General features: G+C 69.5%; 29 protein-coding genes. 11 read left to right on the top strand and 18 right to left on the bottom strand.

What is annotated here, in order from left to right; all coding sequences use genetic code 11:
• Together M8445_RS00850 and M8445_RS00855 are read right to left on the bottom strand one after the other, a co-directional pair.
• A complete protein-coding gene (locus M8445_RS00850; protein WP_273989008.1) occupies positions 1-1,089 on the bottom strand; it encodes a 3-deoxy-7-phosphoheptulonate synthase in 1,089 nt (362 codons plus the stop codon).
• 254 nt (positions 1,090-1,343) lie between these two features.
• Entirely contained in the window at positions 1,344-1,664 is a 321-nt protein-coding gene (locus M8445_RS00855; RefSeq protein ID WP_273989009.1) for a hypothetical protein, read from the bottom strand.
• Positions 1,665-1,859: 195 nt separating this feature from the next.
• Between M8445_RS00855 and M8445_RS00860 the strand changes: the two genes are divergently transcribed.
• The 3 genes from M8445_RS00860 to M8445_RS00870 are packed head-to-tail and all read left to right on the top strand — an operon-like array spanning position 1,860 to position 5,375.
• Entirely contained in the window at positions 1,860-3,530 is a 1,671-nt protein-coding gene (locus M8445_RS00860; protein ID WP_273989011.1) for a circularly permuted type 2 ATP-grasp protein, read from the top strand.
• Positions 3,530-4,495, top strand: coding sequence for an alpha-E domain-containing protein (locus M8445_RS00865; protein ID WP_273989013.1), 966 nt, complete (start codon positions 3,530-3,532; stop codon positions 4,493-4,495). The genes M8445_RS00860 and M8445_RS00865 overlap by 1 nt, the downstream gene beginning before the upstream one ends.
• A 52-nt stretch (positions 4,496-4,547) precedes the next feature.
• Positions 4,548-5,375, top strand: coding sequence for a transglutaminase family protein (locus M8445_RS00870; RefSeq protein WP_273989014.1), 828 nt, complete (start codon positions 4,548-4,550; stop codon positions 5,373-5,375).
• A gap of 163 nt (positions 5,376-5,538) precedes the next feature.
• On the opposite strand, the gene M8445_RS00875 is transcribed toward M8445_RS00870, so the two are convergent.
• The gene (locus M8445_RS00875) at positions 5,539-6,141 is read right to left on the bottom strand and encodes a YIP1 family protein (RefSeq protein WP_273989016.1); all 603 of its coding nucleotides are present in this window, start codon (positions 6,139-6,141) and stop codon (positions 5,539-5,541) included.
• 128 nt (positions 6,142-6,269) lie between these two features.
• On the opposite strand from M8445_RS00875, the gene M8445_RS00880 reads away from it, so the two are divergent.
• Together M8445_RS00880 and era are read left to right on the top strand one after the other, a co-directional pair.
• A complete protein-coding gene (locus tag M8445_RS00880) occupies positions 6,270-7,100 on the top strand; it encodes an SDR family NAD(P)-dependent oxidoreductase (RefSeq protein ID WP_273989018.1) in 831 nt (276 codons plus the stop codon).
• Between the two features lie 49 nt (positions 7,101-7,149).
• Positions 7,150-8,070, top strand: coding sequence for a GTPase Era (gene era, locus M8445_RS00885; protein WP_273989019.1), 921 nt, complete (start codon positions 7,150-7,152; stop codon positions 8,068-8,070).
• 79 nt (positions 8,071-8,149) lie between these two features.
• Here the strand turns inward: era and M8445_RS00890 are convergent, their stop codons facing one another.
• From M8445_RS00890 to M8445_RS00900, 3 genes are read right to left on the bottom strand one after another with little or no spacing between them, the layout of a single operon-like run.
• Entirely contained in the window at positions 8,150-8,614 is a 465-nt protein-coding gene (locus M8445_RS00890; protein ID WP_273989020.1) for a Nudix hydrolase, read from the bottom strand.
• Positions 8,615-9,148 carry a YfiT family bacillithiol transferase gene (locus M8445_RS00895; RefSeq protein ID WP_273989021.1) on the bottom strand — a complete coding sequence of 178 codons (534 nt, stop codon included), beginning with the start codon at positions 9,146-9,148 and terminating at the stop codon, positions 8,615-8,617. It lies immediately after the preceding gene.
• Positions 9,145-9,489: a nucleotide pyrophosphohydrolase gene (locus tag M8445_RS00900; protein ID WP_273989022.1), complete on the bottom strand. Its 345-nt coding sequence runs from the start codon at positions 9,487-9,489 to the stop codon at positions 9,145-9,147. Before M8445_RS00900 ends, M8445_RS00895 begins: the two co-directional genes overlap by 4 nt.
• Before the next feature lie 86 nt (positions 9,490-9,575).
• Between M8445_RS00900 and M8445_RS00905 the strand changes: the two genes are divergently transcribed.
• A complete protein-coding gene (locus M8445_RS00905) occupies positions 9,576-10,493 on the top strand; it encodes a hypothetical protein (RefSeq protein WP_273989023.1) in 918 nt (305 codons plus the stop codon).
• Between the two features lie 83 nt (positions 10,494-10,576).
• Here M8445_RS00905 and M8445_RS00910 read toward each other — a convergent pair whose 3' ends face one another.
• On the bottom strand, positions 10,577-11,068 hold the full coding sequence (locus M8445_RS00910) for a DUF4384 domain-containing protein (protein ID WP_273989025.1): 492 nt from the start codon (positions 11,066-11,068) through the stop codon (positions 10,577-10,579).
• 123 nt (positions 11,069-11,191) lie between these two features.
• Here M8445_RS00910 and ftsH point away from each other — a divergent pair, with 123 nt between their 5' ends.
• The gene (gene ftsH / locus M8445_RS00915) at positions 11,192-13,132 is read left to right on the top strand and encodes an ATP-dependent zinc metalloprotease FtsH (protein ID WP_273989026.1); all 1,941 of its coding nucleotides are present in this window, start codon (positions 11,192-11,194) and stop codon (positions 13,130-13,132) included.
• 138 nt (positions 13,133-13,270) lie between these two features.
• On the opposite strand, the gene M8445_RS00920 is transcribed toward ftsH, so the two are convergent.
• The 4 genes from M8445_RS00920 to M8445_RS00935 form a co-directional block, all read right to left on the bottom strand.
• A complete protein-coding gene (locus M8445_RS00920; protein ID WP_273989027.1) occupies positions 13,271-14,464 on the bottom strand; it encodes a mechanosensitive ion channel family protein in 1,194 nt (397 codons plus the stop codon).
• Positions 14,465-14,510: 46 nt separating this feature from the next.
• Complete coding sequence (gene plsX / locus M8445_RS00925) at positions 14,511-15,542, bottom strand: phosphate acyltransferase PlsX (protein WP_273989029.1); 1,032 nt, start codon at positions 15,540-15,542, stop codon at positions 14,511-14,513.
• The gene (locus M8445_RS00930; RefSeq protein ID WP_189063586.1) at positions 15,532-16,122 is read right to left on the bottom strand and encodes a LabA-like NYN domain-containing protein; all 591 of its coding nucleotides are present in this window, start codon (positions 16,120-16,122) and stop codon (positions 15,532-15,534) included. Before M8445_RS00930 ends, plsX begins: the two co-directional genes overlap by 11 nt.
• A 153-nt stretch (positions 16,123-16,275) precedes the next feature.
• A complete protein-coding gene (locus M8445_RS00935; RefSeq protein WP_273990954.1) occupies positions 16,276-16,629 on the bottom strand; it encodes a DUF309 domain-containing protein in 354 nt (117 codons plus the stop codon).
• A 202-nt stretch (positions 16,630-16,831) separates the two neighbouring features.
• Here M8445_RS00935 and trxA point away from each other — a divergent pair, with 202 nt between their 5' ends.
• Positions 16,832-17,185 carry a thioredoxin gene (gene trxA, locus M8445_RS00940; protein WP_273989032.1) on the top strand — a complete coding sequence of 118 codons (354 nt, stop codon included), beginning with the start codon at positions 16,832-16,834 and terminating at the stop codon, positions 17,183-17,185.
• Between the two features lie 110 nt (positions 17,186-17,295).
• Here trxA and M8445_RS00945 read toward each other — a convergent pair whose 3' ends face one another.
• Positions 17,296-17,862, bottom strand: coding sequence for an RBBP9/YdeN family alpha/beta hydrolase (locus M8445_RS00945; RefSeq protein WP_273989033.1), 567 nt, complete (start codon positions 17,860-17,862; stop codon positions 17,296-17,298).
• Positions 17,863-18,471: 609 nt separating this feature from the next.
• Positions 18,472-18,828: a VOC family protein gene (locus M8445_RS00950; protein WP_273989034.1), complete on the bottom strand. Its 357-nt coding sequence runs from the start codon at positions 18,826-18,828 to the stop codon at positions 18,472-18,474.
• A gap of 25 nt (positions 18,829-18,853) precedes the next feature.
• Between M8445_RS00950 and M8445_RS00955 the strand changes: the two genes are divergently transcribed.
• From M8445_RS00955 to M8445_RS00965, 3 genes are all read left to right on the top strand, one after another.
• The gene (locus tag M8445_RS00955) at positions 18,854-19,534 is read left to right on the top strand and encodes a hypothetical protein (protein WP_273989036.1); all 681 of its coding nucleotides are present in this window, start codon (positions 18,854-18,856) and stop codon (positions 19,532-19,534) included.
• A gap of 51 nt (positions 19,535-19,585) precedes the next feature.
• Positions 19,586-20,623: an aldo/keto reductase gene (locus M8445_RS00960; protein ID WP_273989038.1), complete on the top strand. Its 1,038-nt coding sequence runs from the start codon at positions 19,586-19,588 to the stop codon at positions 20,621-20,623.
• An 89-nt stretch (positions 20,624-20,712) separates the two neighbouring features.
• On the top strand, positions 20,713-21,459 hold the full coding sequence (locus tag M8445_RS00965) for a chlorite dismutase family protein (protein WP_273990955.1): 747 nt from the start codon (positions 20,713-20,715) through the stop codon (positions 21,457-21,459).
• 53 nt (positions 21,460-21,512) lie between these two features.
• Here M8445_RS00965 and M8445_RS00970 read toward each other — a convergent pair whose 3' ends face one another.
• The 5 genes from M8445_RS00970 to M8445_RS00990 are packed head-to-tail and all read right to left on the bottom strand — an operon-like array spanning position 21,513 to position 26,082.
• Positions 21,513-22,022 (bottom strand): GNAT family N-acetyltransferase, encoded by a 510-nt coding sequence (locus M8445_RS00970; RefSeq protein WP_273989039.1) that lies wholly within the window; start codon positions 22,020-22,022, stop codon positions 21,513-21,515.
• Positions 22,023-22,026: 4 nt separating this feature from the next.
• Positions 22,027-22,593 carry a helix-turn-helix domain-containing protein gene (locus tag M8445_RS00975; protein ID WP_273989040.1) on the bottom strand — a complete coding sequence of 189 codons (567 nt, stop codon included), beginning with the start codon at positions 22,591-22,593 and terminating at the stop codon, positions 22,027-22,029.
• A gap of 38 nt (positions 22,594-22,631) precedes the next feature.
• Positions 22,632-23,300: a response regulator gene (locus M8445_RS00980; protein WP_273989041.1), complete on the bottom strand. Its 669-nt coding sequence runs from the start codon at positions 23,298-23,300 to the stop codon at positions 22,632-22,634.
• Complete coding sequence (locus tag M8445_RS00985; RefSeq protein WP_273989042.1) at positions 23,297-24,325, bottom strand: DUF4097 family beta strand repeat-containing protein; 1,029 nt, start codon at positions 24,323-24,325, stop codon at positions 23,297-23,299. Before M8445_RS00985 ends, M8445_RS00980 begins: the two co-directional genes overlap by 4 nt.
• The gene (locus M8445_RS00990; RefSeq protein WP_273989043.1) at positions 24,322-26,082 is read right to left on the bottom strand and encodes a sensor histidine kinase; all 1,761 of its coding nucleotides are present in this window, start codon (positions 26,080-26,082) and stop codon (positions 24,322-24,324) included. Before M8445_RS00990 ends, M8445_RS00985 begins: the two co-directional genes overlap by 4 nt.
• Between the last annotated feature and the right edge of the window lie 24 nt (positions 26,083-26,106).

Below are 26,106 nucleotides of genomic sequence, written 5' to 3' on the forward strand. Positions count from 1 at the left end.
TCAGCCCGCGACGACTTCGCGGCCCAGCGCGGCGTGTGCTTCGAGTAGCAGCGCCTCGGTCTCGTCCCAGCCGACGCAGGCGTCCGTGACGCTCAGGCCGGGAATCAGGGCGCGGCGGTCGGCGGGGATGCCCTGCTTGCCGGCGCGGAGGTTACTCTCGATCATCAGGCCCCGCACGGCGCTCTGGCCGGCGGCGCGCTGGTGCAGCACGTCGCGCCACACGAGGCCCTGGCGGGTGTGGTCGCTGCCGCTGTTGGCGTGCGAGCAGTCCACCATGACGGCCGGGGTCAGCCCGGCGGCGCGCATCAGGTCACCCGCTTCCTTCACGAACTGCGGGGCGTAGTTGGGGCCGCCGCGTCCGCCGCGCAGGATCACGTGCCCGTCGGGGTTGCCGCGCGTGTGGACGATGCAGGCCTGCCCGTCGTCGTCGACGGTGAAGAAGGCGTGCGGGGCGCTGGCGGCCACGATGGCGTCCACGGCGAGTTTGATGCCGCCGCCCGTGCCGTTCTTGAAGCCCATGGGGGCGGACACGGCGCTGCTCATGACGCGGTGCGTCTGCGATTCGGTGGTGCGGGCGCCCAGGCAGGCCCAGGCGACCGCGTCGAACAGGTACTGCGGCGCGAAGGGGTCCAGCAGTTCGGTAGCGACCGGCAGGCCGAGTTCACTGACGGCGATCATGAGTTTGCGGGTCAGTTCGAGGCCCCGGTTGATGTTGTTGCTGCCGTCCATGTCGGGGTCGAGGAGGTAGCCGCGCCAGCCGACGGTGGTGCGGGGTTTATCCACGTACACGCGCATGTGGACTTCCAGGCGGTCCCCCACGCGCTCACGCAGCGCCGCGAGGCGGTGGGCGTACTCGACGGCCTGATCGTGGTCATGAACGCTGCACGGCCCGACCACGACCAGCAGGCGGTCGTCGCGGCCGTGCAGGATGTCCTGCGCGGCCTGCCGTCCGGCCAGCACGGTCGCCTCGGCCTGCGGGGTCAGGGGGTGCAAGGCTTTCAGGGCGCGGGGGGTGATCAGGGGCGTGAAGCCGCTCACGTTGAGGTTCTCGGTGCGGCCTGCTTCGATGATGGGGTCCGGGTGCGTCATGGGGGTTCCTCGGGGGCAGGCAGGGAATGAAGGTGGGGAATGAAAAGACCCGGTGGCCTCTGGGGGCTCACCGGGCGGCGGGGGTACAGCGCACCTAGGCCCGGTGTGAACCGAACCAATAAAAGAAGGCGCCGCGACTGGTCATGAGGGCAGTGTAGGTCCCCTGCACGCGGGGGGGCGGCGCGGCGGTCTAGGGCAGTGTCAGAAACCTGTCCAGTCCTGCGCGGCGCGGTGGGGGGCGCGGCGGGGGTGGGTCAGTGTTCGGTGCCGGCGATGTTGCGCAGGTTGCCCAGGCGGTCGGCCAGTTCGCTCAGTTGCAGGGCGCGCAGGGCCTTGGCGGCGCGGGTCAGGCCGGCGTCGTCCACACGGCCCTGGTTCCAGCCGGCGATCAGCATGGCGCAGCCCTGGAGGGCCTCGGTCACGGTTTCCCGGTGAAACATGGCGGCCAGCGGGCTGGTCTGGGCGGGCTGGGTCTGCTGCACCTGCGCCTGGGTGTCCAGGATGACCTGCATGAACACGGGGTCCAGGCGGGCGCGGTCGTCGGCGCTGATGGGGGTTCCGGCGGGGCTGCTCATGCGTGGCAGTGTAGTGCGGACGGGATGGGGGTCACCGTGGCGCTGGCCCCTGGCCCTCCGCTGCGCGCAGCCCCGGCTTCCCGCGACTGCCGGCCGCCTTTAGCATGCCTTTGCTGTCTGCGCCGCTGCCCGCGCCGGGCGGGCGAAACCCGTATCTTGTTGCATCTCACGGGACGCGGGGGGAGGGCGGATGGCATGAAGTACGATCCAGGCATCAGGTTTTTCGATGAGATGTTCAGGGCAGACGGGCAGGTCCGTCCGCACTACGAGGGTGTGGAGGCGTACATCCAGCGGCTGGGCACGGCAGAGTTCGAGCGGCGCCGGCACCAGCTGGACGCGGCGTTCCGGAATCAGGGCATCACGTTCACGGTGTATGGCGACGCCATGGGTACCGAGCGGACCTTCCCGTTCGATCCGGTGCCGCGCATCATTCCGGCGTCCGAGTGGTCGCACGTCGAGGCGGGCCTCAAGCAGCGCGTGAAGGCCCTGAACGCCTTCCTGACCGATATCTACAGCGGCGCGCAGATCCTGGCGGACGGCGTGATTCCGTCGGAACTGGTGTTCACGTCCGCGCACTTCCGGCGCGAGGTTCACGGGGTCATTCCGCCGGGCGGGGTGTTCATTCACGTGGTCGGCACGGACCTGATCCGCAACGAGCAGGGCGAGTACCTGGTGCTGGAAGACAACCTGCGCTCACCGAGCGGCGTGTCGTACCTGCTGGCCAACCGGCAGGCCATGACCCGCATCTACCCCGGCATGTTCGAGGGTCAGCGCGTGCGTCCCGTGCAGCAGTACGCGACGGCGCTGCTGGCGAACCTTCAGGCTGTGAGCCCCAAACCGAACGGAACGGTGGTGGTGCTCACGCCGGGCATGTACAACAGCGCGTACTTCGAGCACGCGTTCCTGGCTCAGCAGATGGGCGTGGAACTCGTGGAGGGCCGCGACCTGTTCGTGGACGCCGGGCGCGTGTGGATGCGCACGACCGGCGGCCGCCGGCAGGTAGACGTGATCTACCGCCGCATCGACGATGACTTCCTGGACCCGCTGGCGTTCCGGCGGGACAGTTCGCTGGGCGTGGCGGGCCTGATGGAAGTGTACCGGCAGGGACGCGTGGCGATCGCCAACGCGGTCGGGACCGGCGTGGCCGACGACAAGGCCGTGTACGCGTACGTGCCCGATATGATCCGCTACTACCTGAACGAGGAACCGCTGCTGAACAACGTGCCCACCTACCTGGGCTGGAATCCGGATCAGCTGGAATTCATGCTGGCGAACGCCGCAGATCTGGTGTTCAAGGGCGTCGGCGAGGCCGGCGGGTACGGCATGCTGATCGGCCCGGCAGCCACCCGGCAGGAAATCGACGCCTACCTGGAGAAGGTGCGGCTGGAACCGCGCGAGTTCATCGCGCAGCCGGTGGTGGGCCTGTCGCGGCACCCGACGCTGTACCCGGATTCCGGGACGTTCGAGGGGTCGCACATTGACCTGCGTCCGTACGTGCTGTTCGGGCAGGACGTGACCATCGTGCCGGGCGGCCTGACCCGCGTGGCCCTGACGCGCGGCAGTCTGGTCGTGAACAGTTCGCAGGGTGGGGGCAGCAAGGACACCTGGGTGCTGGAGGATGCCGACGCGGCCGACGCCGAGGAAGCGCTGCGGGCCGCCCGGCAGTCCCAGAGTCAGAGTCAGTCCCAGGGGGGCGGCTGGCAGAGTCAGTCGCAGATGCAGGGCATGGTGTCGGCTTCCGGGGACGGCCCGGCGCGGTCCTACCAGCAGCAACTGGAGAAGGATCAGCTGGCGCACGATCAGCTGGAACAGGCACCGGACGGAACCGGCGCCTGGGGGGCTGAACAGCCCGGGGAGAACCGCTGATGCTGCTGCTGTCACGACTGGCCGAGAACCTGTACTGGATCGGCCGGTACATGGAACGCGCCGAGAACACGGCGCGCCTGCTGAACGTCAACTACTACGCCTCGCTGGAATCCGCCGGGCGGGTCAGTGAACACTGGCGGCCCCTGCTGGAACTCACGGGCGGCGAAGGTCCCCTGCTGGAACGTTACGGGCAGCTGGACACCCGCAGCGCCACCGCGTGGCTGGCGTTCGATCTGGAGAACCCTTCCAGTATCGCCAGCAGCTTGGCGCGCGCCCGGCAGAACGCGCGGGGCCTGCGAGACCGGATTCCCAGTGAAATGTGGGAAGCCGTGAACCGCTCGTACCTGAACCTGTGCTTCGAGACGGGCGACGTGATGGACCGCGACGGTCTGTACGAGTACTGCGTGGCGGCCCGCGAGGCGGCGCAGTTCTTCTTCGGGATTGCCTTTGCGACCCTGCCGCGCGACGAGGGCTGGTCGTTCCTGCGCAGCGGGCAACTGCTGGAACGCGCGGATAACACCGTGCGGGTGTTGCAGGCGCGCGTGGACAGCCCGCAGGACCCAGCGGCCCTGGGCGGCCCGGCCGACCCGACAGCCCGCGCCCTTCAGGAACAGCAGTGGGTCAGTGTCCTCAAGGGCGCGAGCGCGTTCGAGGCGTACCGCAAGTCGGCGCACAGCGGCATCGACCCGCGCGGCGTGGCGGGCTTCCTGCTGTTCGACGAGTATTTCCCGCGCAGCCTGCGTTACAGTGCCGAGAACCTGCACGACGCGCTGGCGCAGATCGACCGTCACCACCCCGGCGCGCACCCGGAAATCCTGCGCCTGTCCCGCTGGCTGGTCGCGCGCCTTCAGTACGCCCGGATCGACGATATTCTGGAGCGGCGTTCCCCTTCGCTGCCGGAACTGCTGATCGAGATCAACCGGGTGGGCGCCGCGATCGACACGGCGTACTTCCAGCAGGAATGATGGACTGCCTGAGCGCAGGAACACCGGCTCACCAGGACCGGGGAGAGGGCTGATGCGCTGCGAGATCCGTCACACCACCGAGTACCACTACCCCAAACCCGCCTGGGATTCGTTCAATCAGGTGCGGCTGCACCCCAGTCAGGAGGCCCGGCAGACCGTGCGGTCCTTTCACCTGCACGTCACGCCGGACGCCGAGGTCACCTCGCACAAGGATTACTTCGGGGCGATCGTGCATCACGTGCACGTGCATGAACAGCACCGGCACCTGCTGATTGAGGCGCAGGCGCTGGTAGACACGCACGCCGTGCCCGACCCGGTCGCCACGCCCTTCGGGGCGCTGTGGCCCGAGCGTGGGCGGCACACCGAGTTCCTGGTGGCCAGTCCGCGCGTCCCCGCAGGCAGCTGGCCGGAACTGTTCGGCGTGACGCGGCCCATCGGGACGGACGACCTGCCGTCCTTCCTGGTGAACCTGAACTCGTCACTGTACCGGCAGTTCACGTACGACACGAAAGCCACGACCGTCAACACGCCCCTGGCGGAGTTCGCCACGCACCAGCGGGGCGTATGCCAGGACTTCACGCACGCCATGCTGGGCATCACGCGGCAGCTGGGCATTCCGGCCCGCTACGTCAGCGGGTACCTGTACAGCGGCGGCGAGATGGTCGGGGCCGAGGCCACGCACGCCTGGGTCGAGTGCTTCGTACCGGGGTACGGGTGGCTGGGCCTGGACCCCACCAACAACTGCCTGGCACACGAGAAGCACATCAAGATCGGGCACGGCCGCGAGTACAGCGACGTGTCACCCGTGCGCGGCACGTACTACGGCGGCGGGCAGGGCCGCATGGACGTGGCCGTTCACGTGTACGGACAGGGACAGTAAACCCAGAACCGATAGGGACAGAACCGGCACAAAGGGAAGGGCAGAGGCGCTACATTCACGCCTCTGCCCTTCTTACCTGAACCGGCACTGACGGAACCCGTTTCTCTCCTGCTCGCTCCGCTCGGGTTGAAAGCTTTTGCAAACCTTTCAACCGGAATCCGTATCAGTTGCCGGTGACGGCGCGGCCCACCGCGAAGATGCCGCCCACCATGCCTGTCACGATCAGTCCCACGACGGCCTGAGCGATCCACGCGAGGACCAGGGTGACGGCCGCCTGCGTCTGGTCGCGCAGGTTCATGCTGCTCTGCACGGCCAGGAACCCGAAGTAGATCAGCGCGAGGCTCAGGGCGAGGCTGACCAGCCAGCCGAGAATCGGGATGATGCCGATCAGAGTCATGACGATGCTGATCGGCACGTAGAACAGCGCGAAGGTGTACGCCACTTCCGGGTACGTGCCGGTGCCCTTGAACAGCGTGCGGCCGATCAGGTACACCGCGCCCGTGAACATCAGGAACCCCACGGGCACGCCGATCAGACGGCTGAACAGCTGCCCGAAGAAGGTCACGTCGCTGTGCAGGAAGGAGAACACGGCGGCAATGACGGCCGAGACGACGGCGGCCACCATCACGTACGTCAGGGCGCTGCGCAGGCCGCCGCCTCGCTCGTAGCGTTCGAAGGTGGCGGGGCTGGGCTGCGTGAGGACGGCGGTGCTCTGGGCGAACATGTTCTGCACGCTGGCTTCCGGTCCGGTGACGGGGTTTCTCATGCCCCAGAGTACGGGCGTCAGGTCAGGGAAGTTGCGCCCCGCTGACCGTCCGTTCACTTCACCGAGTCTTCATGGAAACTGGTCCGGGCACGCGACGGGCGCGGCGGCGCTGCGTCATGCTGGAAGGCATGACCCAGGCCTCTGCCCCACTGCCCCTGAGCACGCGAACCTCGACCGCCCTGATCACGGGAGCCAGCAGCGGCATCGGCGAGAGCCTCGCGCGGCAACTCGCGGCGCGCGGCGCGAACCTGATCCTGGTCGCCCGCAACGAAACCCGCCTGGAAGCGCTGGCGGCCGAACTCCGCGCGCGCTGCCACGTGCAGGTGCACGTGCTGCCCGCTGACCTGAACCGCCCCGGCGCGGCCGCCGACCTGAGCCGTGAGGTCCGGGCGCGCGGCCTGACCGTGGACATCCTGGTGAACAACGCCGGGCTGGGCAGTTACGGCGAGTTCAGCACGCAGCAGACCGCCGAGATCGACCACATGATCGCCGTGAACATCAGCGCCCTGACCGGCCTGACCCGCGCGTTCCTGCCGGACATGCTGACACGCGGTCGCGGCCGCGTGCTGAACGTCGCCAGTACCGCCGCCTTCCAGCCGGGGCCGCTGATGGCCGTGTACTACGCCACCAAGGCGTACGTCCTGAGCTTCAGCGAGGCCGTCGCCGAGGAGGTCGCGGGCAGCGGCGTGTTCGTCACGGCGCTGTGCCCGGGCCCGGTGCAGACCGGGTTCCAGGCGGTCAGTCAGCTGCACGAGAGCGACCTGCTGAGCGGCCCGGCCCGCCTGACCATCCTGAGCGCCGACGAGGTCGCCCGCCTGGGCGTGCAGGGCATGCTGCGCGGCCAGCGGGTCGTCGTGGCAGGCCAGTTGAACCGCGTGCAGACGCTGCTGCCCCGCCTGCTGCCCCGCGCGGTCGTGACGCGGCTGATCGCGCGCGTGCAGGGCCGCCGCGCCCCCTGAACCCGCCCCGGCACCTTTGAGAGGCGCGCGGCATGAGAGAATGAAAACGATGACGGATTTTTCCTCCACCGGAGACCAGCAGACCCACTCGGGCTTCATTGCCATTATCGGCAAACCCAACGTGGGCAAAAGCACCCTGCTGAACAGCTTCCTGGGCACCAAGGTCGCCCCCACCAGCCCCCGCCCGCAGACCACCCGACGCGGCGTGCGCGGCATCCACACCAACGGTGACCGCCAGATCGTGTTCGTGGACACGCCCGGCCTCCACAAGGCCAAGGACGCCCTGGGCAAGTACATGAACCACGAAGTGCACAGCGCCCTGGCCGACGTGGACGCCGTCGTGTGGGTCGTGGACCTGCGCCACCCGCCCACCGACGAGGACCAGCTGGTCGCCCGCCAGATCCGCGAACTGCCCAAACCCCTGTTCATGGTCGGCAACAAGACCGACGCCGCCAAGTACCCGGACGAAGCCATGAAACTGTACCGCGCACTCCTCGAGGGCCGCGAGCACGACACCAGCGAGACCATGCTGAGCGCGCAGAACAACCCGGCCGCCGTGGCCACCCTGCGCGAGCAGCTGCTTGAGGTTCTGCCGGAAAACCCGTTCTTCTTCCCGCAGGGCGCCGCCAGCGACCAGACGCGCGAGCAGTGGGCGGCCGAGATCATCCGCGAGGAAGCCATGAAGAAGCTGCGCGACGAACTGCCGTACGCCGTCGCGACCCGCGTGAACTCCTGGACCGAGCGCCAGGACGGCCTGCAACGCATTGAGGGTGAGATCGTCGTCGAGAAGAACGCCCACAAGGGCATGGTCATCGGCGCGGGCGGCAAGCAACTGCGTGAGATCGGTCAGGCCGCCCGCAAGCAACTGGAAGTGTTCCTGAGCCGCAAGGTGTACCTGGGCCTGGAAGTCATCGTGATCAACAACTGGCGCGAGGACGAGGAAGCCCTGCGCGAACTCGGGTACGAGTAAGGGTTTATATCGGCACAACCACCAGCCGGGGCGGAACGCAGATTGACGCGTTTCGCCCCGTCTCTGGCTACCCTGGCGGTCAGCGCCCTCGTTCCCGCAGCGCGTCCTCGTAGAACAGTTTCGTGTGGTGCATACGGATCAGGCGGGCGTCGTACAGGGCGTCGAATTCGGTTTTCGGCACGAAGCGCACCTCGGTCACCTCGTCCGGCAGGGCGGGGTGGAAGGTGGAGTCTGGTAGGGCCTCGGCCAGCCACGCGTGCCGCAGGACGGGCACGCCGTCCGGGAAGTGACCCAGGTACGCGGCCAGGAATTTCAGCAGGCGGACCCGCACGCCCGCTTCCTCCCACGCTTCGCGCACGGCGGTGTCCTGGGGGTTCTCGCCGTCCTCGACGGTGCCGCTGGGGATGTGCCACAGGCCTGCCTTCTGCCGCTGCGCTGGGACCCCGTTCTCCCGGACCATCAGGAGGTCACCGGCGGCGTTCAGGATGACCACGCCCGCCGCGCGGTGGGAGATGGGGGTATGGAGTTCGGGGCCGAACTGCACTTACCAGCCGTTCCGTTCGCGCAGGGCCGTGATCTGGGCGGTGTGGTGCCGTCCGTGCCAGGCGTACATGGCGAGCAGGGTGTCCACGGTGTACGTGCGGCCCTGCGCAGGGTGCGTCCAGGGCCTGGCCCAGTCGGGGCCGGCGGGGTCCAGGGAGGCGAACAGCATGCCCAGGCGCGAGTGCAGCGCGTCGATCAGGTTCAGGCTGACGTCGGGGACCAGTTCGTGGTCCGGCAGGGTCGCCCAGCGGTCCTCCTCGTAGGGTTTGATGGTGGGGTTGTCCTCGGTCAGCGCGAGTTTCAGGCGGATGAAGGCGTTCATGTGGCTCTCGGCGACGTGATGCACGACCTGCCGGACGGTCCAGCCACCCTCACGGTACGGGGTGCCCAGTTGCCCGTCGCTCAGGCCCTGCACGGCCTCGAACAGGTCGGCGGGCAGGGCGAACAGGTGCCCGAGGGCCTCCACGCGCTCCACGGGCGTGAGGGTCTGCGGTTTGGGCATCAGCCCGAGCGGGTAGCGCAGGTCGCCGGTCACGGGGTGGCCTCGGGCTCGCTGGCGTCCTTGAGGGTCCAGCGGGTCGCGTCGCGCTTCTCGATCTTGGCCATCATGCGTTCGAAGCCGCGTTCCAGGTTCAGGCCGCGTTCGTTCGCCATGCAGATGGTCACGAACAGCAGGTCCGCGAGTTCCATCTCGAGGTCGCCGGCATCCTCGCCGGGTTTGGGCGTCTTGCCGTTGGCGTGCGCGATGACGCGGGCGATCTCGCCGGTCTCCTCGGTCAGTCGGGCCAGCATCAGCAGCGGCGGAAAGTACCCCTCCCGGAACTGGCTGATGTAGGCGTCCACGCGGGCGCTGGCGTCCTCGAAGGTCAGGCTCATGCGGGTCAGCATAGCGGGAATGGCTCAGCGGGCCCTGCATGAACTGGCCGACGCGCGGGCCACCCCGCAGGGCGCACCATGCGGGTATGAACGCGCCGCATCCTCTGCACCACCCGCTCCACAGTGCCGGGCCGCCCGTGTGGGACGTGACCCGCGCCGGGGGGTTGGGGGTGCTCCCGGCCGATCCGGGCGCGCTGGAGGCGTTCCTGCCGGACCTGCGCTCGGCGCTGGCGGGCGTGCTGGTCGCGGCCGGGGGCGCGGATCTGGTATTCGTGGGCCGTTCGCCCGAGCCACTGCGCGCGTATCTGGGCGGCCTGCTGTGGGGCGTGGGCGTGCCGTGGCGGGTGTCGGGCCTGAACGTGTCGCTGCTGAACGCCACCCTGAACGCCGGGCAGGCGCGGACGCTGCGGCCCCTGCTAGCTGGGGCGGGCCTGCACCCGCGTGAACTGGTGAGCTCGGGCCGCCGGGCCGCGCTGGTGGACGTGGTCGCGTCGGGCGGGACGTTTGCCGAGCTGCACCGGGCACTGCGCGGGTGGGCAGAGCAGGACGGTCTGGGTGGGCGCTGCGTGACCCGGCGGGTGCGGCTGGTGGGGCTGCTGCGCGGCGGGTACGCGCGGCCCGCCGCACACCGCTGGAACGCGCTGCCGGAGTTGCGGGGCGTGCAGGCCCGCAGCGTCCTGACCGGCGCGGCCCTGTGGTCCTGGCTGGCCGAGGAGGGTGAGAAGGTCGCGCCGCGCTTTCCGGCCGACGCCTGGGCCGCGCCCCCCGCCGGTCTGCCCACCCGCGAGCCGGAGCGACTGGCGGCGCTGGCGCAGGCCCGCACGCTGTTCCTGCTGGGGCAGCGGCGCGGCGAGCGGGAGGCCATGACGGCCGCCCTGAATGCCGCCGGAGGTCAGCGGGTGGCGGCCGTACGCGCCCTGTGCGGCGCGTGGCGCGGCGCGGCCCAGCCTGCCGGGCGGGCAGCGACAGGACGCCTGCCCACAGCCCGCCGCACGCTGGGGTAGCCGCGCACCGGGGGACACGAGAGGGGGGGAACCCTGTCTGGATTCCCCCCCTCTACCTGCCAGCTCTGCCTCCCAGCCGGGCTTCAGCGGATGTACAGGTAGGTTTCCTGCACGTCGCGGTCAGCGGCGGCGTAGGGTTGCAGGTAGGCGCTGCTGCTGGCGTTCCAGCGGCCCTCGTCGTACGTGCCGCGCAGCACGAGGTCCGTGGTGGGGCGCACGCGGGTGAAGATGGCGCGCACGCGTTGCAAGCCGCGCGGTTCGGCCACGTTGAACGTCACGCCGTCCTGCGCGCGCGGGAAGGTCGTGGTGCCGGCGGGCACGTAGATGTTCCGGACCAGGGTGCTGGTGTACCCGTTGCTTTGCAGCGCAATCAGGGTGACGTACCCGGCCGCGCGGGTGGTGACGCTGATCCGCAGCGGCTCGCCCAGAGCGTAGGTGCTGCCCTCGCCCCGGTCAGGGCGCAGGCTGGCGATCAGGTTGCTGCCCGATCCCTGAAGGCCCAGGTTGGGGCGGACGGTGACGGTGCAGGCGCTGAGGCCAAGGGCCAGCGTGCCGAGCAGAAGTGCAGTGCGCATACGGTCAGCATACCGGGCGAGCCTGACGGAAACCTGAGCGTCCCTCCGGTGGGGGTGCTGGCGGGCGGCAGGGATGGTCAGCGGGCGCGCGGTCAGGCCGGGCGGACGGGCGTAGCATGAGGCATGAATTCTGCCGCCGCCGCCCCCGTCAAAGCTGCTGCCGCTGTGCGGCGGACCCTCCGGCCGCGCGTGGCCGTGACGGGCCTGCTGGTGTGGGCGCTGTGCGGCGGCATGAACACCCCTGGCCTGGGCATGCAGGCGTCGGCGGCAGCGGCCAGCGCGCCCATTCAGACGGCGCCGAAGCCCACGCCCAGTCTGTCCGAGGGACCGTACTCCAGTAATCGCTTTTTCAGTGATCTGCAGGCGAGGCGGGTGTCGCGGGTGGTGCTGTCCAGCGCCGGTCAGGCCAACGTGACGTTCGTGGACGGCAGCCGCCCGCGCTCGCTGGTCGTGCCGGCGGACGGTGCGACCCTGGCCCGTATCCGCGCGGCGAACGTACCATTGCAGGTGACGCAGGCTGGGTCGTCGTTCGCGTGGGTGGGGCAGGTGCTGCCGCTGATCCTGACGGCCCTGATCCTGGTGGTTCTGTGGCGCAGCATGCGCGGTAACGGCGGCGCGGGCGCGGCGGGGAATTTCGGGAAGTCGAAGGCGGCCGTGATCAGCGAGGGTCAGATCAAACTCAACTTCACCGACGTCGCCGGCTGCGACGAGGCCAAACAGGACCTTCAGGAAGTCGTCGATTTCCTCCGCCACCCTGAGAAGTACCACCAGCTCGGCGCCCGCATCCCCCACGGCGTGTTGCTGGTTGGCCCTCCAGGCAGCGGCAAGACGTTGCTGGCCAAGGCTGTCGCCGGTGAGGCCCGCGTCCCGTACTTCAGCATCAGCGGCAGCGACTTCGTCGAGATGTTCGTCGGTGTCGGCGCCGCCCGCGTCCGCGACCTGTTCGAGCAGGCCCGCAAGGCCGCCCCCTGCATCGTCTTCATCGACGAGATCGACGCCGTGGGCCGTAAACGCGGCATGAACATGCAGGGCGGCAACGACGAACGCGAACAGACCCTCAACCAGCTGCTCGTCGAGATGGACGGCTTTTCCAGCGGGCAGGAGGTCATCATCCTGGCCGCCACGAACCGCCCGGACGTGCTGGACGCAGCGCTGCTGCGTCCGGGACGCTTCGACCGGCAGGTGGTGGTGGACGCGCCGGACGTGCGGGGCCGCGAGCAGATCCTGCGCATTCATGCGCGTAAGAAGCCCCTGGACGCCAGCGTGGACCTGGGCGTGGTGGCACGTCGGACGGCGGGGATGGTGGGGGCGGACCTGGAGAACCTGCTGAACGAGGCGGCGTTGCAGGCGGCGCGGTCGGGTCGGACGCGAATCGTGGGGCGGGACGTGGATGAGGCGCGGGACCGGGTGCTGATGGGCCCGGAGCGGCGCAGTCTGGTGGTGCGGGAGGCGGACCGGAAGGTCACGGCGTACCACGAGGTCGGCCACGCCCTCGCCGCCCAGCTGCTGCCGCACGCGAACCGCGTGGCGAAACTGACGGTCGTGCCCAGGGGCCGCGCCGCCGGGTTCATGATGCCGGACGCCGATGACCGCCTGCACGTCACCCGCCCCGCGCTGGAAGACATGATCGCCGTGGCCCTGGCCGGCCGCGCCGCCGAGGAAGTCATCTTCGGTGAGGTCACGACTGGCGCGCAGAACGACTTCCAGCAGGCGACCGGCATCGCGCGGCGCATGGTGACCGAGTGGGGCATGGGCGAAACCATCGGCAAGGTCGCCCTGGCCAGCAGTGAGGGCGGGTTCCTGGGCGGCGGCGCACAGATGACGCCCATCAGCGAGGCCACGGCTGCGCAGGTGGACGCCGAGGTCCGCACCCTGATGGACGCCGCGTACGCCCGCGCGGTCGCCCTAGTCGGCGAGCACCTGGGGCGCGTACACGAGATCGTGACCGTCCTGATGATCCGCGAAACCCTCAGCGGCGAGGAATTCAGCGCCCTGCTCGGCGGTCAGGAACTCGAGCCCCTGCCGCCCGTCGCGCCGCCCAGCCCGGCCAGCCTGCCCGGCTGAAGCCGCACAGACAGACGGCAGGCACAGGGCGGCGGCCCCGCCCTTCGGGGCGGGGCGTCTGCCCTGAACGACAGGCACCGGGCCTGTGACGCGGGCGCCCACCTGTCCGGGTTGCCAACGCCACGCCCGGAGTCCGTATCAGATCTCTTCTTCCTCGGGGTCGCGGCTCAGGCTGGGTTCCACGGGGGGTGTGCGGCGGTTCTGGGTGCTGGTGTCCTGCGCGGGGGACGGGGCGGGCACGTCGTCGCGGGTCAGGCGGATCTCGATGGGGTTGGAGCCGAAATTCACGCTGCGCTGAGGGAAGGGAATCTCGATGCCGGCCTCGTCCATGGCGATCTTGATGCGGCGGTTGAACTCGCGGCCCAGCGCCCACTGGCTCTTGGGCTGCACCTTGTACAGGGCGCGCAGCGTCACGCCGTCCGGGGCGAGCTGCACCACGCCCTGCATCTCGGGTTCTTCCAGGAAGAAGTGCCGCCAGTCGGGCGACTCGTACAGTTCGGTGCTGACGGCCTGCAGGACCTTCAGGGCCTCGTCCACGTTGGCGTTGTACGTGACGTCCACGGCGGCGACCACGCGGGACCAGTCCTTGCTGCTGACGCTGACCGTCTGAATCTGGCCGTTCGGGACGATGTGCATGGTGCCGTCCAGTGCGCGCAGGGCGGTCACGCGCAGGTTCAGCCGTTCCACACCGCCCGAGAGTTGCCCGGTATTGATGGTGATCACGTCGCCCACTCCGTACTGGTCCTCCAGCAGGATGAAAAAGCCGTTGAAGACGTCCTTGATCAGGCTCTGCGCGCCGAAACCCACGGCGAGGCCCAGCACGGACACCCCGGCCAGGAGGCTGGTGGCGTTCAGGCCGATGGCCTGCAGCGCGGCAATGGCGCTGATGATGACCACCACGACCCGCAGCGTACTTTCCACTACGCCCTTGAGGGTCTGCACGCGCACGCTGCGGCGGTTGAATTCCTGTTCCGCGACAATGCGGGCCGCCAGGGTGCTGATCAGGTTCCAGGCGATCAGAGCCATGGCGATCACCACGACCAGTTGTCCGGCGCTGTGCCGGAATCCCTGCGTGATGTCGCGGCCCAGCTCGAACAGCACGGGCACGCTGGGCAGGTACGTGACGAAGGTGGCGACCGCCAGCCACGACACGCTGACGACCAGCAACCACACCCACTTGAGGACGCCGGGAAGGCCGCGGTGAATGTGGGGGCTCAGGGTCCTGATCAGCAGCCGTCCGAAACGGTAGATGGCGTAGGCGAACATGGCCGTCAGGGCCAGCCCGATCCACACCTGCGGTTTGACGATCTGAACACTCAATTCGGCCAACATGCCCCCCACCTTCTCATGAGAAGATGAGGGATGTGAAGGAAAACGGTCAGCTCAGACTTGACTGTTCCTGAAAGGCGGCTTCCAGGCGGGGCACCAAGTTGGCGTCGTGGGCGCGGGCGGCGCGTAGCAGGGCGTTCTTGACGGCGCGGGCGTCGGCGCTGCCGTGCCCGATGAACGCCAGACCCCTCACGCCGATCAGCAGGCTGGCGCCGTACGTGCTGGGGTCCATACGGTCGGCCAGTCCGCGCAGCGAGCCGCGTACCAGCAGGCCCCCGATCTTGCTTTTCAGGGTGCTGCCCAGGGCTTCCTTGACCCAGCCGAACAGCACTTTTGCCTCACCCTCGGCGAGTTTCAGGACGACGTTCCCGGTGAACCCGTCGGTCAGGACGATATCGGTGGTGCCCATGAACACGTCGCGGCCCTCAATGTTCCCGTGGAAGTTCACGCCGCGCCCGTGCAGTTCCCGCAGCAGCCCGTGCGCTTCAAGGACCAGGGCATTGCCCTTATGGTCCTCCTCGCCGATGGACAGCAGGCCCACGGTGGGGTTCTCGCGGTCCTCGACGACCCGCAGGTACACGCTGGCCAGCCGCGCCCACTGCGCGAGGTAACTGGCTTTCACGTCGGCGTTGGCCCCCACGTCCAGCATGGTCGTGAACCCGCCGCGCGCGGGCAGGTGCGCCAGGATGGCGGGGCGTTCCACGCCGGTAATGCGGCCCAGGGTCAGCAGCGCGGACGCCATGGTCGCGCCGCTGTGGCCCATGCTGACGGCCGCCGACGCGCGGCCTTCCTTGACGAGGCGGGTGGCGACGTTGATGCTGGCCTGCGTGCGGCGGCGCACGTCGCTGGCGTGCTCGTCCATGCCGATCACGTCGGTCGCCTCGACCACCTCGATGGGCAGCGCGGCGCTCCCGGCGTGCTTCCCGAGTTCCGCGTGCAGTTTCACGCGGTCTCCGACCAGCAGCACACTGACGCCCGCGCGGGCGGCCAGGACGGCTCCCTCGACGTTCGGCGGGGCGCCGTGATCGCCGCCCATCGCGTCAAGCGCGACCGGCAGGATTTTCGGGGCTTCAGCGGTCATCGGATTCCTGCAACGCCGCCGAGGTGTAGAACGGGCGGTGCTCGCTACCGCCGTTGCCGCGCGACTCGCTGGGCAGGCGGTAACCGGGGCGCTCGACGTGCTCGCGGATATCCTTGAAATCCACGTACTCGTCGGCGGCGTTACGCAGTTCGTAACTGGTCATCTCGGCGATGCAGGCCACGACCACGCGCTTGCCCCGGGCGCGCAGCACCTCGACCGGACGCTCGAAGTCGCCGTCACCGGTCAGCAGGACGGCCGTGTCGAAACGGTCGCTGGTGGACAGCAGGTCCGTGACGATCTCGATATCCAGGCTGGCGCGGCGGTGCGTCTCGCCGCCCTCGTCGGTCGCCTCGCGCAGCGGGCGGGTGCGGACCGTGTACCCCATGTACGTCAGGGCGTCCGTGAAGCGCTTCTGCTTGTCGTCAATGGGCGTGGGGACCGCCGTGTAGTAAAAGGCGTTGTACAGTGCGCCGCCCGCCGAGAAGTGCTCCAGGATCTTACGATGATCGAAGTTCCAGCCGAGTCGTTTGGCCGCTGCGTACACGTTCGCGCCGTCAATAAAAAGTGCAATACGTTCCATCTGATGTCTCTCCTGTGCGCCCTGCCCGCTGCGGGGCCCGGGCCGCGGAGCGCCGCCCCGGATGGGGGAACGCCCGCCCCGCAGAATACCCGACCCCCGGCGCGCCACCCACCCCCACCTACCCCCAGACTTCATTCACGGCCCGGCAGCCATTCACGACCCGGCAGGGGGGTGCAGGCGGGGCCGCCGCGCCGGGTCATGCAGGGCCTCCCAGACTTCGGCCCGCAGACGCGGCAGGTCCACGCCCCCGTAACCGGGCGGCAGGGTTTCCAGGTACCGGCTGGCCTTGTGGTAATTGCGGTGCGTGAGGCTCCCGTGATGCCAGCGCTTATGCAGCGCCGCCGCCAGCAGGATCACGCCCTGCAAGAAGGCCCGGTCCGGCCCCGCCGCCCGGAGCCACGGGTCCTCCCAGGCCTCGTGCGCCTCCCACCACTCGCCCTGCGCGAACAGGGCCGCGCCCCGCGCGAACGCCGCCGCGTCCCCTGGAGTCCAGTCCCCGCCGCTCAGGGCGTCCGGGAAGGCCGGGGTGCCCGGCAGGGAAGGCAGGTCAGCGTCAGGAGTCACGCCCCCACGCTACCGCCCCACGCGGTGGACCGGGCCAGAGGACCTGCCGGATTGAGATGCCCGTCACGACGGTTAAACAAGCGGTGAGCGTCTCCCCCATCCGCCGCCCATCCCAGGCATGCCCCCCCGGCGTATAGTGACGGACATGAAGCCTGTGGAACTCACGGACAGCAATTTTAACGACGAAATCGCCAGCGGCCTGACCCTGGTGGACTTCTGGGCCCCCTGGTGCGGACCCTGCCGGATCATCGCGCCGGTCATCGAGGAACTCGCCGGGCAGTACGAGGGCCGCGTGAAGATCGGTAAGGTCAACGTCGACGAGAACCCCGTCACGCAGGGCCAGTACCGCGTGATGAGCATCCCCACCCTGATCCTGTTCAAGGACGGCCAGCCCCTCGAGGGCGTCGTGGGCGCCCAGCCCAAACGCGCCTTCGAGACGCTGCTGGACAAGCACAGCGCCCCGGCCGACAAGATCGACGCTGCCCAGCCCAGCGCCTGAACACCACCCGCCCACACTGAACCCTCAGTGCAACATTCAGTAAGAAGGGCCGCCCCGGTCAACCCGGCAGGCGGCCCTTTCTGTTCTGTCGGCGCTGTTGGATCAAGCCCTCAGAAGCGCACGATGTCCGGCGGTGTCCAGGCGTGCAGCGCCTCGCCCAGCAGCACCTCGCCGTCCGGCCAGTCGCCGTGCCCGCTGGCGACGTTGATGTGCCCCGCCTCACCGGCCGAGATGAACGCCGCGCCCCAGGCGTCCGCGAACGCCTCGGCCCGTTCGAAGCGGGCGAACGGGTCGTTCTCGCTGGCGACCACCAGCGCCGGGAACGGCAACTCCTGCATGGGCACCGGGGCCATCTGCGCCACTGCCGGGTACTCGGCGAACGCCTGATCCGCGTCGGTCGGGCCGACCAGCAGCGCGCCCTTCACCCGCTCGTGCCCGCCCGTCAGGGCCGCCCAGTGCACGACGTTCAGCACCCCGCACGAGTGCCCCACCAGCACCAGATCGCCCGGCGTCGCCTCGATCACTTCCTGAAGTCGCTGCGACCACGCCGCCGGGGTCGGGCTGTCCGGGTCGTCCTGCTGCACGCGCGCCGCGCCGAACTTCTCGGTCCACAGGGACTGCCAGTGCTCCGGGCCGCTGTCTCCCAGGCCCGGCACGATCACGATGGTCGGTGTCATGGGCTCAGGCTAACGCCTGGGTGGATGAGTGGCTACAGGTTGATCGGCATCCAATACTTCGCTTACATGTTCACTTAGGGCATCTCACAGGCAACCCGTAGGACGTTGGGATCTATTCCTCCCGCCACTGAGCGATTTGACGTAACTCGAGCACCTCCAGAATTACGAAGAGCTTGGGAAATGGCAGCCGTTGGCCTATATGAAGTACTCGTAAACATTCCTAATAAAGCAGAATCAGCAGAAATAATATAAGGCGCTGCCGTGGAATATTTATTGAACGGGCTATATTGCCCATATTCACTACCATACTGTCCGTATTTATTAAACATACTGTGGGTGCCGTAAGGGCTACCATATCGGCTGTAGTCATTTGAGATGCTATTCGCACCATACGCGCCGTCGCAGGTTCCAAGGAAATTACCATCGGCGGCCACAATCATGGCGCCCCTAAGATTTCCAGCGATGGCAGACGAGCTGCCTGCTAGACAAAGCACACACAGAAATCCACGCCATTGGCTCATATCATCCCTCCATAGCAATTTAATTCACTGGGCTTGGCGCCATCTTACTCCTTATCTACAGAGAAACAAAAAGGTGATTTTGTGCATCTCACCCTTCGAGCAGTTCGACCTGCCTGCCGTCGGGGTCCTGCACGAAGGCCATGTCGCGTCCGCCGGGGCTGGGTTGCAGGTCGCGGGTGACGGTGACGCCGCTGGCGCGCAGGGTGGGCAGCAGGGCGCGCAGGCCGGTGACGTGCAGGGCGATGTGTTCGGCCCAGTGGGGGTGCGGGGCGGGGGTCTCCTCCGGGATCTGGAAGAACTGCAGGCGGCCCTCCCCGAGGCGCAGGACGGCGCGGCGGTAGCCTTCGGGGGTGGTGAGGTTCTTCTCGGTGACGCCGCCCAGTGTTTCGTAGAAGGCGACCGTGGCGTTCAGGTCGCGGGTGAGGAACGAGACGTGTTTCAGCATGGGGTCAGGGTATACGCTGAGGGCCGTGACGGATGAAGCTGCGCTGGTGGGGGCCGGGCCGCCGTGGACGCTGCGGGGGGCCGGGCTGGTCGCAGTGTTCGGCGCCCGGGGCGTGCTGATGCTGGTGCGGTACGCGTCCTCTCCGGTGGGGCCATATGACGAGCTGTTGTGGGCCGAGGTGCGTGGCAGTCCGGTGGGGCTGCGCCCGCAGGTGACGCGGATCGTGGTGAGTACGGAGGCCAGCGTGGTGTGGGGCCGCCGGAACTGGGGCATTCCGAAGGAACTCGCGGCGTTCCAGTGGTCGGGTGCCGGGCTGGTTGGCGGGCCGGACGGTTGGGGTGGCGAGGGTGGGCAGGTGCGGGTCATGGGGGCCGGGGGCGAGGTGCTGGCGCACCTGGGATTCCGGGCGGGCGGGCCGCGCGTGCCGGTGTGGACGGGGGTGGTGCCGGGGGCGTGGCGGACGCTGGCGCAGCCGGACCTGACGCCGGACGCGGACGCCGCAGGCCCGCGCGGGACGTTGCTGCCCACCGTGCTGACCACCGTGCAGGCGCGCGGGCAGGTGCAGGCGGCCCGCCTGAGCGTGGTGCAGGGCGCGTTTCATCCGGCCCTGATGGATTCGCAGCCGTTGCTGACGCTGGCGGCGCCGGAATTCCGGATGGTGTTTCCGGTGCCGCGCGTGGTCCGGGCGGACGGGCGGCCTGCCTGACCGGTCGTTCGGGGTCATCCCTCCCCGGCCGGTGGTGACATAGTGCCGGTCATGGAATACCGCAAGTTGCAGGGCACCGACCTGACCGTCAGCGCGGTCGGGTTTGGCGTGTGGACGGTCGGCACGACCTGGTGGGGCGTCAAGGACGAGGAGATGGGCAAGGGCCTGCTGCGCCGGGCGTTTGATCTGGGCGTCACGTTCTTCGATAACGCGGACACGTACGCGTCGGGCCGCGCCGAGGAGCTTCAGCGTGAGGCGCTGGGCGGCGTGCGCGATCAGATCGTGATCGGCACGAAGTTCGGGTACGACATCTACAACCACCCGGACCGTCCGGGACAGCAGGAGCGTCCGCACGACTGGACGCCCGCGTACCTGCGAAAGGCGCTGGAAGGCAGCCTGAAACGCCTGGGCACCGATTACATCGACTACTACCAGTTGCACAACCCGCGCATGGACGCCGTGCTGAACGACGACCTGTGGGCCGAACTGGACCGCGCGAAGTCCGAGGGTCTGATCCGCGCGTACGGCACGGCGCTGGGGCCGGCGCTGAACGAACGGCAGATCGAGGAAGGGATTGCCAGCGTCCGGGACCGCCGCGCGCCCACGCAGATCATCTACAACCTCCTCGAGCAGATGCTGGGTGAGGCGATCCTCCCGGCGGGCGAGGCGGCGGGTGTGGGCGTGATGGCCCGCGTACCGCACGCCTCCGGGCTGCTGGAGGGGTACATGACGCTGGACACCGAGTTCGAGCCCGGTGACCACCGCAACTGGCGTATGACCACCAACGCCCGGCGCAAGGCCTGGATGGAGGACGGCCTGAAGAAGGTCGAGCAGCTTCAGGCGCAGTTCGTGGAGGGTCAGGGCCGCACGGTCGGGCAGCTGGCGATTCAGTTCGCGTTGCGTTCCCCGGTCATGGCGAGCGTCCTGCCGAACATCTACTCGGCGCAGAACCTCGAGGAATACGCCGCGACCTTCGACGCCGCGCCCCTGACCGACGAGGAATTCGGCGCGATTCAGGCGCTGTACCGGGAGAACTTCGGCCTGACGCACGACCTGCGCGGCGAGGTTGTCGCGGGAGGCGCCAAGTGAGCGGCCGTCCTGACAGCACCCGCCCCGAGGGTGCGATGCCCGCCGAGACGGGAGCGCCCGCACCCGCCGCGCGTCCGGGTCGCCCGAAGATGATGGTGGACCTCGACCCGAGCGGTCAGGTGACGGGCCGCGAGGCCGACCGCGCCAACCGGCAGTTCCTGAACTACGCGTTCTTCAAGCTGGACCCCGCCTTCCGGCGACTGCCGCAGGCGGAACGCGACGAACTGAAGGCCGAGTTCCTCGCTGCCGCGAACGGTTGGGCCGCCGACGCTCCGGCCGAGAAGGGCCTGATCCTGCGCCCGTACTCGCTGGTGGGCGTGCGCGGCGACGTGGACTTCATGCTGTGGCGCATCGCGTTCGACGTGCGCGACTTCCAGGAATCCCAGGCCCGCCTGAACCGCACGCGCCTGATGGGGTACCTGACGCAGCCGTTCAACTTCATCAGCATGAACAAACGCAGCCAGTACGTGAACCGCGTGGAGGGCAGCGGGCACGGCCTGGAAATCCTGCCCGGCCAGGGTCAGTATCTGTTCATCTACCCGTTCGTGAAAACGCGCGCGTGGTACGACCTGACACCGCACTCCCGCCAGGGCATGATGGACGAGCACATCAACGCCAGCGTGCCGTTCAAGGGCGTGCGCATCAACACCAGTTACTCGTACGGCATCGACGATCAGGAGTTCGTGGTGAGCTTCGACAGCGATTACCCGCAGGAGTTCGTGGATCTCGTGCACCGCCTGCGCTACACCGAGGCGAGCATGTTCACGTTGCAGGACACCCCGATGTTCACCTGCGTGAAGAAGGACCTCGCGGGCGTGCTGGACGACCTGGGCTGAGCGGACCCAGGTGGGAGGCGGCGGTCCGCGTGGGCCGTCGCCTCCTCCGCTGTTTACAGGCGCTTGTAGTAGATGAGCGTGCCGTTCAGGCGGCCGTCCGGTGTCAGCGCGAAGTCCGGGATCTCACCGACCAGGGTGTAGCCAGCAGTCTCGTAGAGTTTCCTGGCGCCGCCGTCCACGGAGGTGTCGAGCGTCAGCAGGGTGCGCCCCCGGCGGGCGGCCTCGGCCTCGGCGGTCCTCAGGAGGCGGGTGGCGACGCCCTGGCCGCGCCACGCCGTGCGGGTCATCATCTTGGCGATCTCGGCGCGGTGCGGCTGGTTGGGCGGGAAGTCCAGCAGCAGCGTGACGGTGCCGATCAGCTCGGGGCCGTGCCACGCGCCGTACAGCACGCGCCCGCCAGCGTCGGCGGCGGTCAGGGAGGCCTGCCAGAACGCGTGGGCCTGTTCCTCCGGCAGGGGGTGCATGAAGCTGACGGACCCTCCGGCGGCGACGGTCTCGATCAGGAGTTCACCCAGCTGGGGCAGGGCGGCGTGGGTCAGCGGCGTGATCTGGAGGTCGGTCATAGGGTCAGCTCCGGGCGAGGGCGACGAGGTACGTGCAGGGGTGGGCAGTCTCGTTGGCGATGACCACGTCGGCGGGCGGGCCGAAGCCCAGGCTGTCCCCGGCATGCAGGTGGTGGGTTTCACTGCCCTCGGTAACCGTGAGCTGGCCTGAACGCACCTGGATCACCTGCCGGATCAGGGCGTACGAGGAGGCAGGCAGCGCGGCCTGCCCACCGGGAGGCATGGTGACCTGCACGAGTTCGACCGGGTGGTCGGGGCGCATGAACACCTGCGTGCGGGTGTAGCCGGTGGCCGGGTCGCGCCACACGGGCTGGTCGGCGGCGCGGGTCAGGCGGCTGGCGGCGGCCTCGGCGCGGACGAGCAGACCGGCGAGCGTGAGGTCGAAGGCCCCGGCGAGGCGCACGAGCAGCGCTGCCGTGGGGCTCATCTCGCCGCGTTCGATGCGGCTGATGCTGGCCCTGGCCACGCCGGAGCGCGCGGCGAGGTCGGCCAGGGACCAGCCGCGCGCCTCGCGTTCTAGGCGCAGTCGATGGGCGATGGCGTCCGTCGTTTCGTCGCGCGTAGTAGACACTCATCTACTATACGCGACAACAGGGAGGAAGAAGGCGGTTACAGGTCCACGCCGTCCAGGCTGGCGACACCGTTCTTCAGGGCGTACAGCGCCGCCTGGGTGCGACTGTCCAGGCCCAGTTTGCCCAGCAGGCGCGAGACGTGGGTTTTCACGGTGGCCTCGCTGACGTTCTGGTCGGCGGCGATGTCCTTGTTGCTGTAGCCGTGCGCGATCAGTTGCAGGACGATGGTTTCCTTGGGCGTGAGGCTCTCGCGCATCTCGCCGCCCCGGAAGTCCCGCACGAGGCGGCGGGCCGCTTCCGGGTGCAGGCGCACCTCGCCGCGCGCGGCGGCGTGAATGGCGTCGGCCAGGGTGTCACTACTGGCGTCCTTGAGCATGTAACTGATCGCGCCGGCCTCGATGGCGCCGTTCACCTTGTGTTCCTCCAGGGTGCTGGTCAGGGCGATGATCTCGGTATCCGGGTGCGCGCGTTTCAGGGCTCGGGTGGCAGTAATGCCGTCCATGACGGGCATCATCAGATCCATGATGACCACGTCCGGGTGCAGCGCGGCGACCTGAGCAAGGGCTTCCTCGCCGTTGGCGGCCTCGCCGATCACGTCGATCAGGGGATCGAGACCCAGGAACAGGCGCAGGCCCTGGCGGACGACAGCGTGGTCGTCGACCAGCAGGACGCGCACGGAAGGTTCAGTGGGAGTGGGGTGGGTCATGGGGTGTCCTCCAGGGGGGTCAGGGTGAAGTTGGCGCGGGGGGCGTCCACGAACACGTCGAGGTCCGGGGCGAGGGGAGCGGGCGCGCCGCGCGGCCAGGAGAGGGTGTCACGGTCCGTGAAGCGCACGCGGACCTTCAGGGCGGGCGGCAGGCGCAGGGTCACGTCGCCGCTCTGCGTGCGGATGTCGAGGTTCCCGCGCGTGAGGGGCGTGGCGGTCACGGTGAGGTTGCCGCTGTCGGTGGTCAGGGTGGCGCGGCCCGTGACGGTGGGCAGCGTGAGGCGCACGTCGCCGCTCTCGGTACCCACGCCCAGCGTCTGGGTGCGCATGGCGCTCAGGTCGAGCGTCTGGTCGCCGCTGGCGGTGTTCACGCGCAGGGCGTCGGGGGCCGAGCCGGTCGCGGCGCGGACGGTGACCTCGCCGCTGCGGGTCACGACGCTGAGCGCCCCGGCAGGCCGGGCGGGCAGGTCGAGCGTCTGGTCGCCGCTGTCGCTGCGGAACGTCAGGGTGCGCAGGCGCAGCGGACCCAGGTCGGCGGTGACGTTCCCGCTGGTGGTGTCGCCCGCCAGGGTCAGCGGCAGGTCCCGCGTGAGGCGCAGGTCGGCCGTGTGCTGCACCTGTTCCGGGCCGGCCACGATCACGCCCCCCCGGTCCAGCGACTGAACGCGCAGGGACAGCGCGGCGTTCAGGGCGCGGCCCTGGCGGGTCACGTCGGCCTGCACGGGGTTGCGGGCGCGGTGGTGAACGAGGCCCTGCACAGCCAGGGGACTGCCCGCCGGCAGAGCCCCCAGCGTGAGGTCCACCCGGTCGCCGCTGAAGCTCAGGCCGGCCGTGCGGGCCAGGTCCAGGGGCAGCGGGCCGTCCAGGGGCACGCTGACGGGCGTGTCCAGCACGCTCATGCCGGGCGTGGGCTGCAGCGTGACGTTCTGCCACGCCAGCAGCGCGCCCCCGCCGGCCAGCAGCAGCCCGGCCGCCATGCGCGTCAGCACCGGCATCAGGGACCGCGAGGGCGGAACGGTGGTCACGCGCTTCCCCGAGCGGGCAGGGTCAGGGGGGCCAGGGCCGGCAGGGTCAAGGTGACGGTGGTGCCGGCCATGCCGTCCGCCCCGGACTGCACGGTCAGCGTGCCGCCCGCCCCGGCGGCGCGCTCCCGCATGCTGCGCTGCCCCAGCGTGCCGCGCCCCTGCGCCTGCGGGTCGAAGCCGCGCCCGTCATCCCGGACGGTCAGGGTCACGTGCGGTCCGTCCTGCACCAGCGACACCCACACCTGCGCGGCGCGGGCATGCTTGACCACGTTGTGCAGCGCTTCCTGCGCCACGCGGTATGCGGCGGCCTGCACGTCCGGCGCGAGGTCCGGTTCGCGGCGCAGATCGGCGTGCACCTGAAGGCCGTGCCGGGCTTCCAGGGCGTGCGCGTGCTGCGTGAGAGCCGCGATCAGGCCGCCTTCCTCCAGCGCGTCGGGGCGCAGGCTGAACAGCAGCGCCTTCATCTCGGACACGCCGCCCTCCGCGAGCCGGATGGTGTAATCCAGGCTCTGCAACGTGCGGGCCGGGTCGCGTTCCAGCGTGGCACGCGCCGTCTTGGCCCCCAGCGTGATGCCGTACAGCGCCTGCGCGACACTGTCGTGCAGTTCGCGGGCCAGCCGGGCGCGTTCCTGCTCTCCGGCGCGCGCTCCGGCCCGCTCGATCAGTTGCGCGGCGTGCAGGGCGGTGCCCGCGTGGTCCGCGATGCTCAGCAGGAACGCCAGTTCGTCCGCGCCGGGCCGCACGCCCGGACGGTAGCGGGCGCGCAGCGTGACGCCCTCCAGCGTCCCCGCCGAGGCGGGCAGCGAGACCGGCAGTACCGCCATCAGGCCCCCGTCGGGCCAGGGCAGCACGTTCGCCTCACCCGGCTGCGGCAGGGCCGTGTCCGGCACGTCCCCCACCGGCCCTGCTTCCGCGTCCGCCCAGGCATCCGAGGAACTCGACGCCCACAGCGTGCCGTCCCGGGCGTGCAGGGTGACCCGGGCGGCGGTGCTGGCCGCGCAGGCCTGGGTGGTCAGGTCGCCCAGTGTGGCGTTCAGGTCGTCGCCCAGCGCGACCCGCCCGGCGGCGCGGCGCAGCGCGATCACCTCACGTCTCGCTGCCTCGTCCCCGGCGTCCAGCGGCAGCAGGGCCGCGGCCAGCCTCGTCCACATGCGGCCCATCAGGTTCAGGACGCCCGCCGTGACGATCAGCGTGCCCAGGCCGACCAGCATCAGGCCCGCCACGGCGACCGGACCGGGCTGCACGGTCCACTCGTTCCACACGATCGGCACGGCCGACCCCAGCGCCCACGCCGGAGCGGCCAGTCCCATCAGGGCCACGATCATCAGCGTGACCAGCACCAGCCAGCACAGCAGCCCCAGCGGCAACTGCACCACGTGAAACAGCAGCGTCCGGTACGTCACGGGAGACGCCAGTTGCGCGCCCAGCCACGCCAGCACGCCAGCGTAGGACGCGGGAAGCCGGCGGGCGAACGAGACGCCCAGCACGCCCGCCATCCACCTCTGCACGTCCCCCAGTGCCCCCACCAGCCACACCGCGCCCACCAGCGCCGGAGCGCCGATCAGGACCGGCAGGGTCAGCAGGCCGCCCGCCACGACCACCGTCAGCAGCACGGCCACCAGCGCGCCGACCGGCAGGGTCAGCAGCACGTACGCCGCCGCGCGGTACGTGCCGGGATCGGTCATGTCACGCAGGGGGCCGCCACGCACCCCGCGTGACCCGCCCGGTTCCCGCACCGCTCCCATGACCTTCATCATGCCGCGCAGCGTAGCGCCGCGCAC

The sequence above is a fragment of the Deinococcus aquaticus genome, from assembly GCF_028622095.1.
In the GTDB taxonomy this organism is placed as follows: Bacteria; Deinococcota; Deinococci; order Deinococcales; family Deinococcaceae; genus Deinococcus; species Deinococcus aquaticus.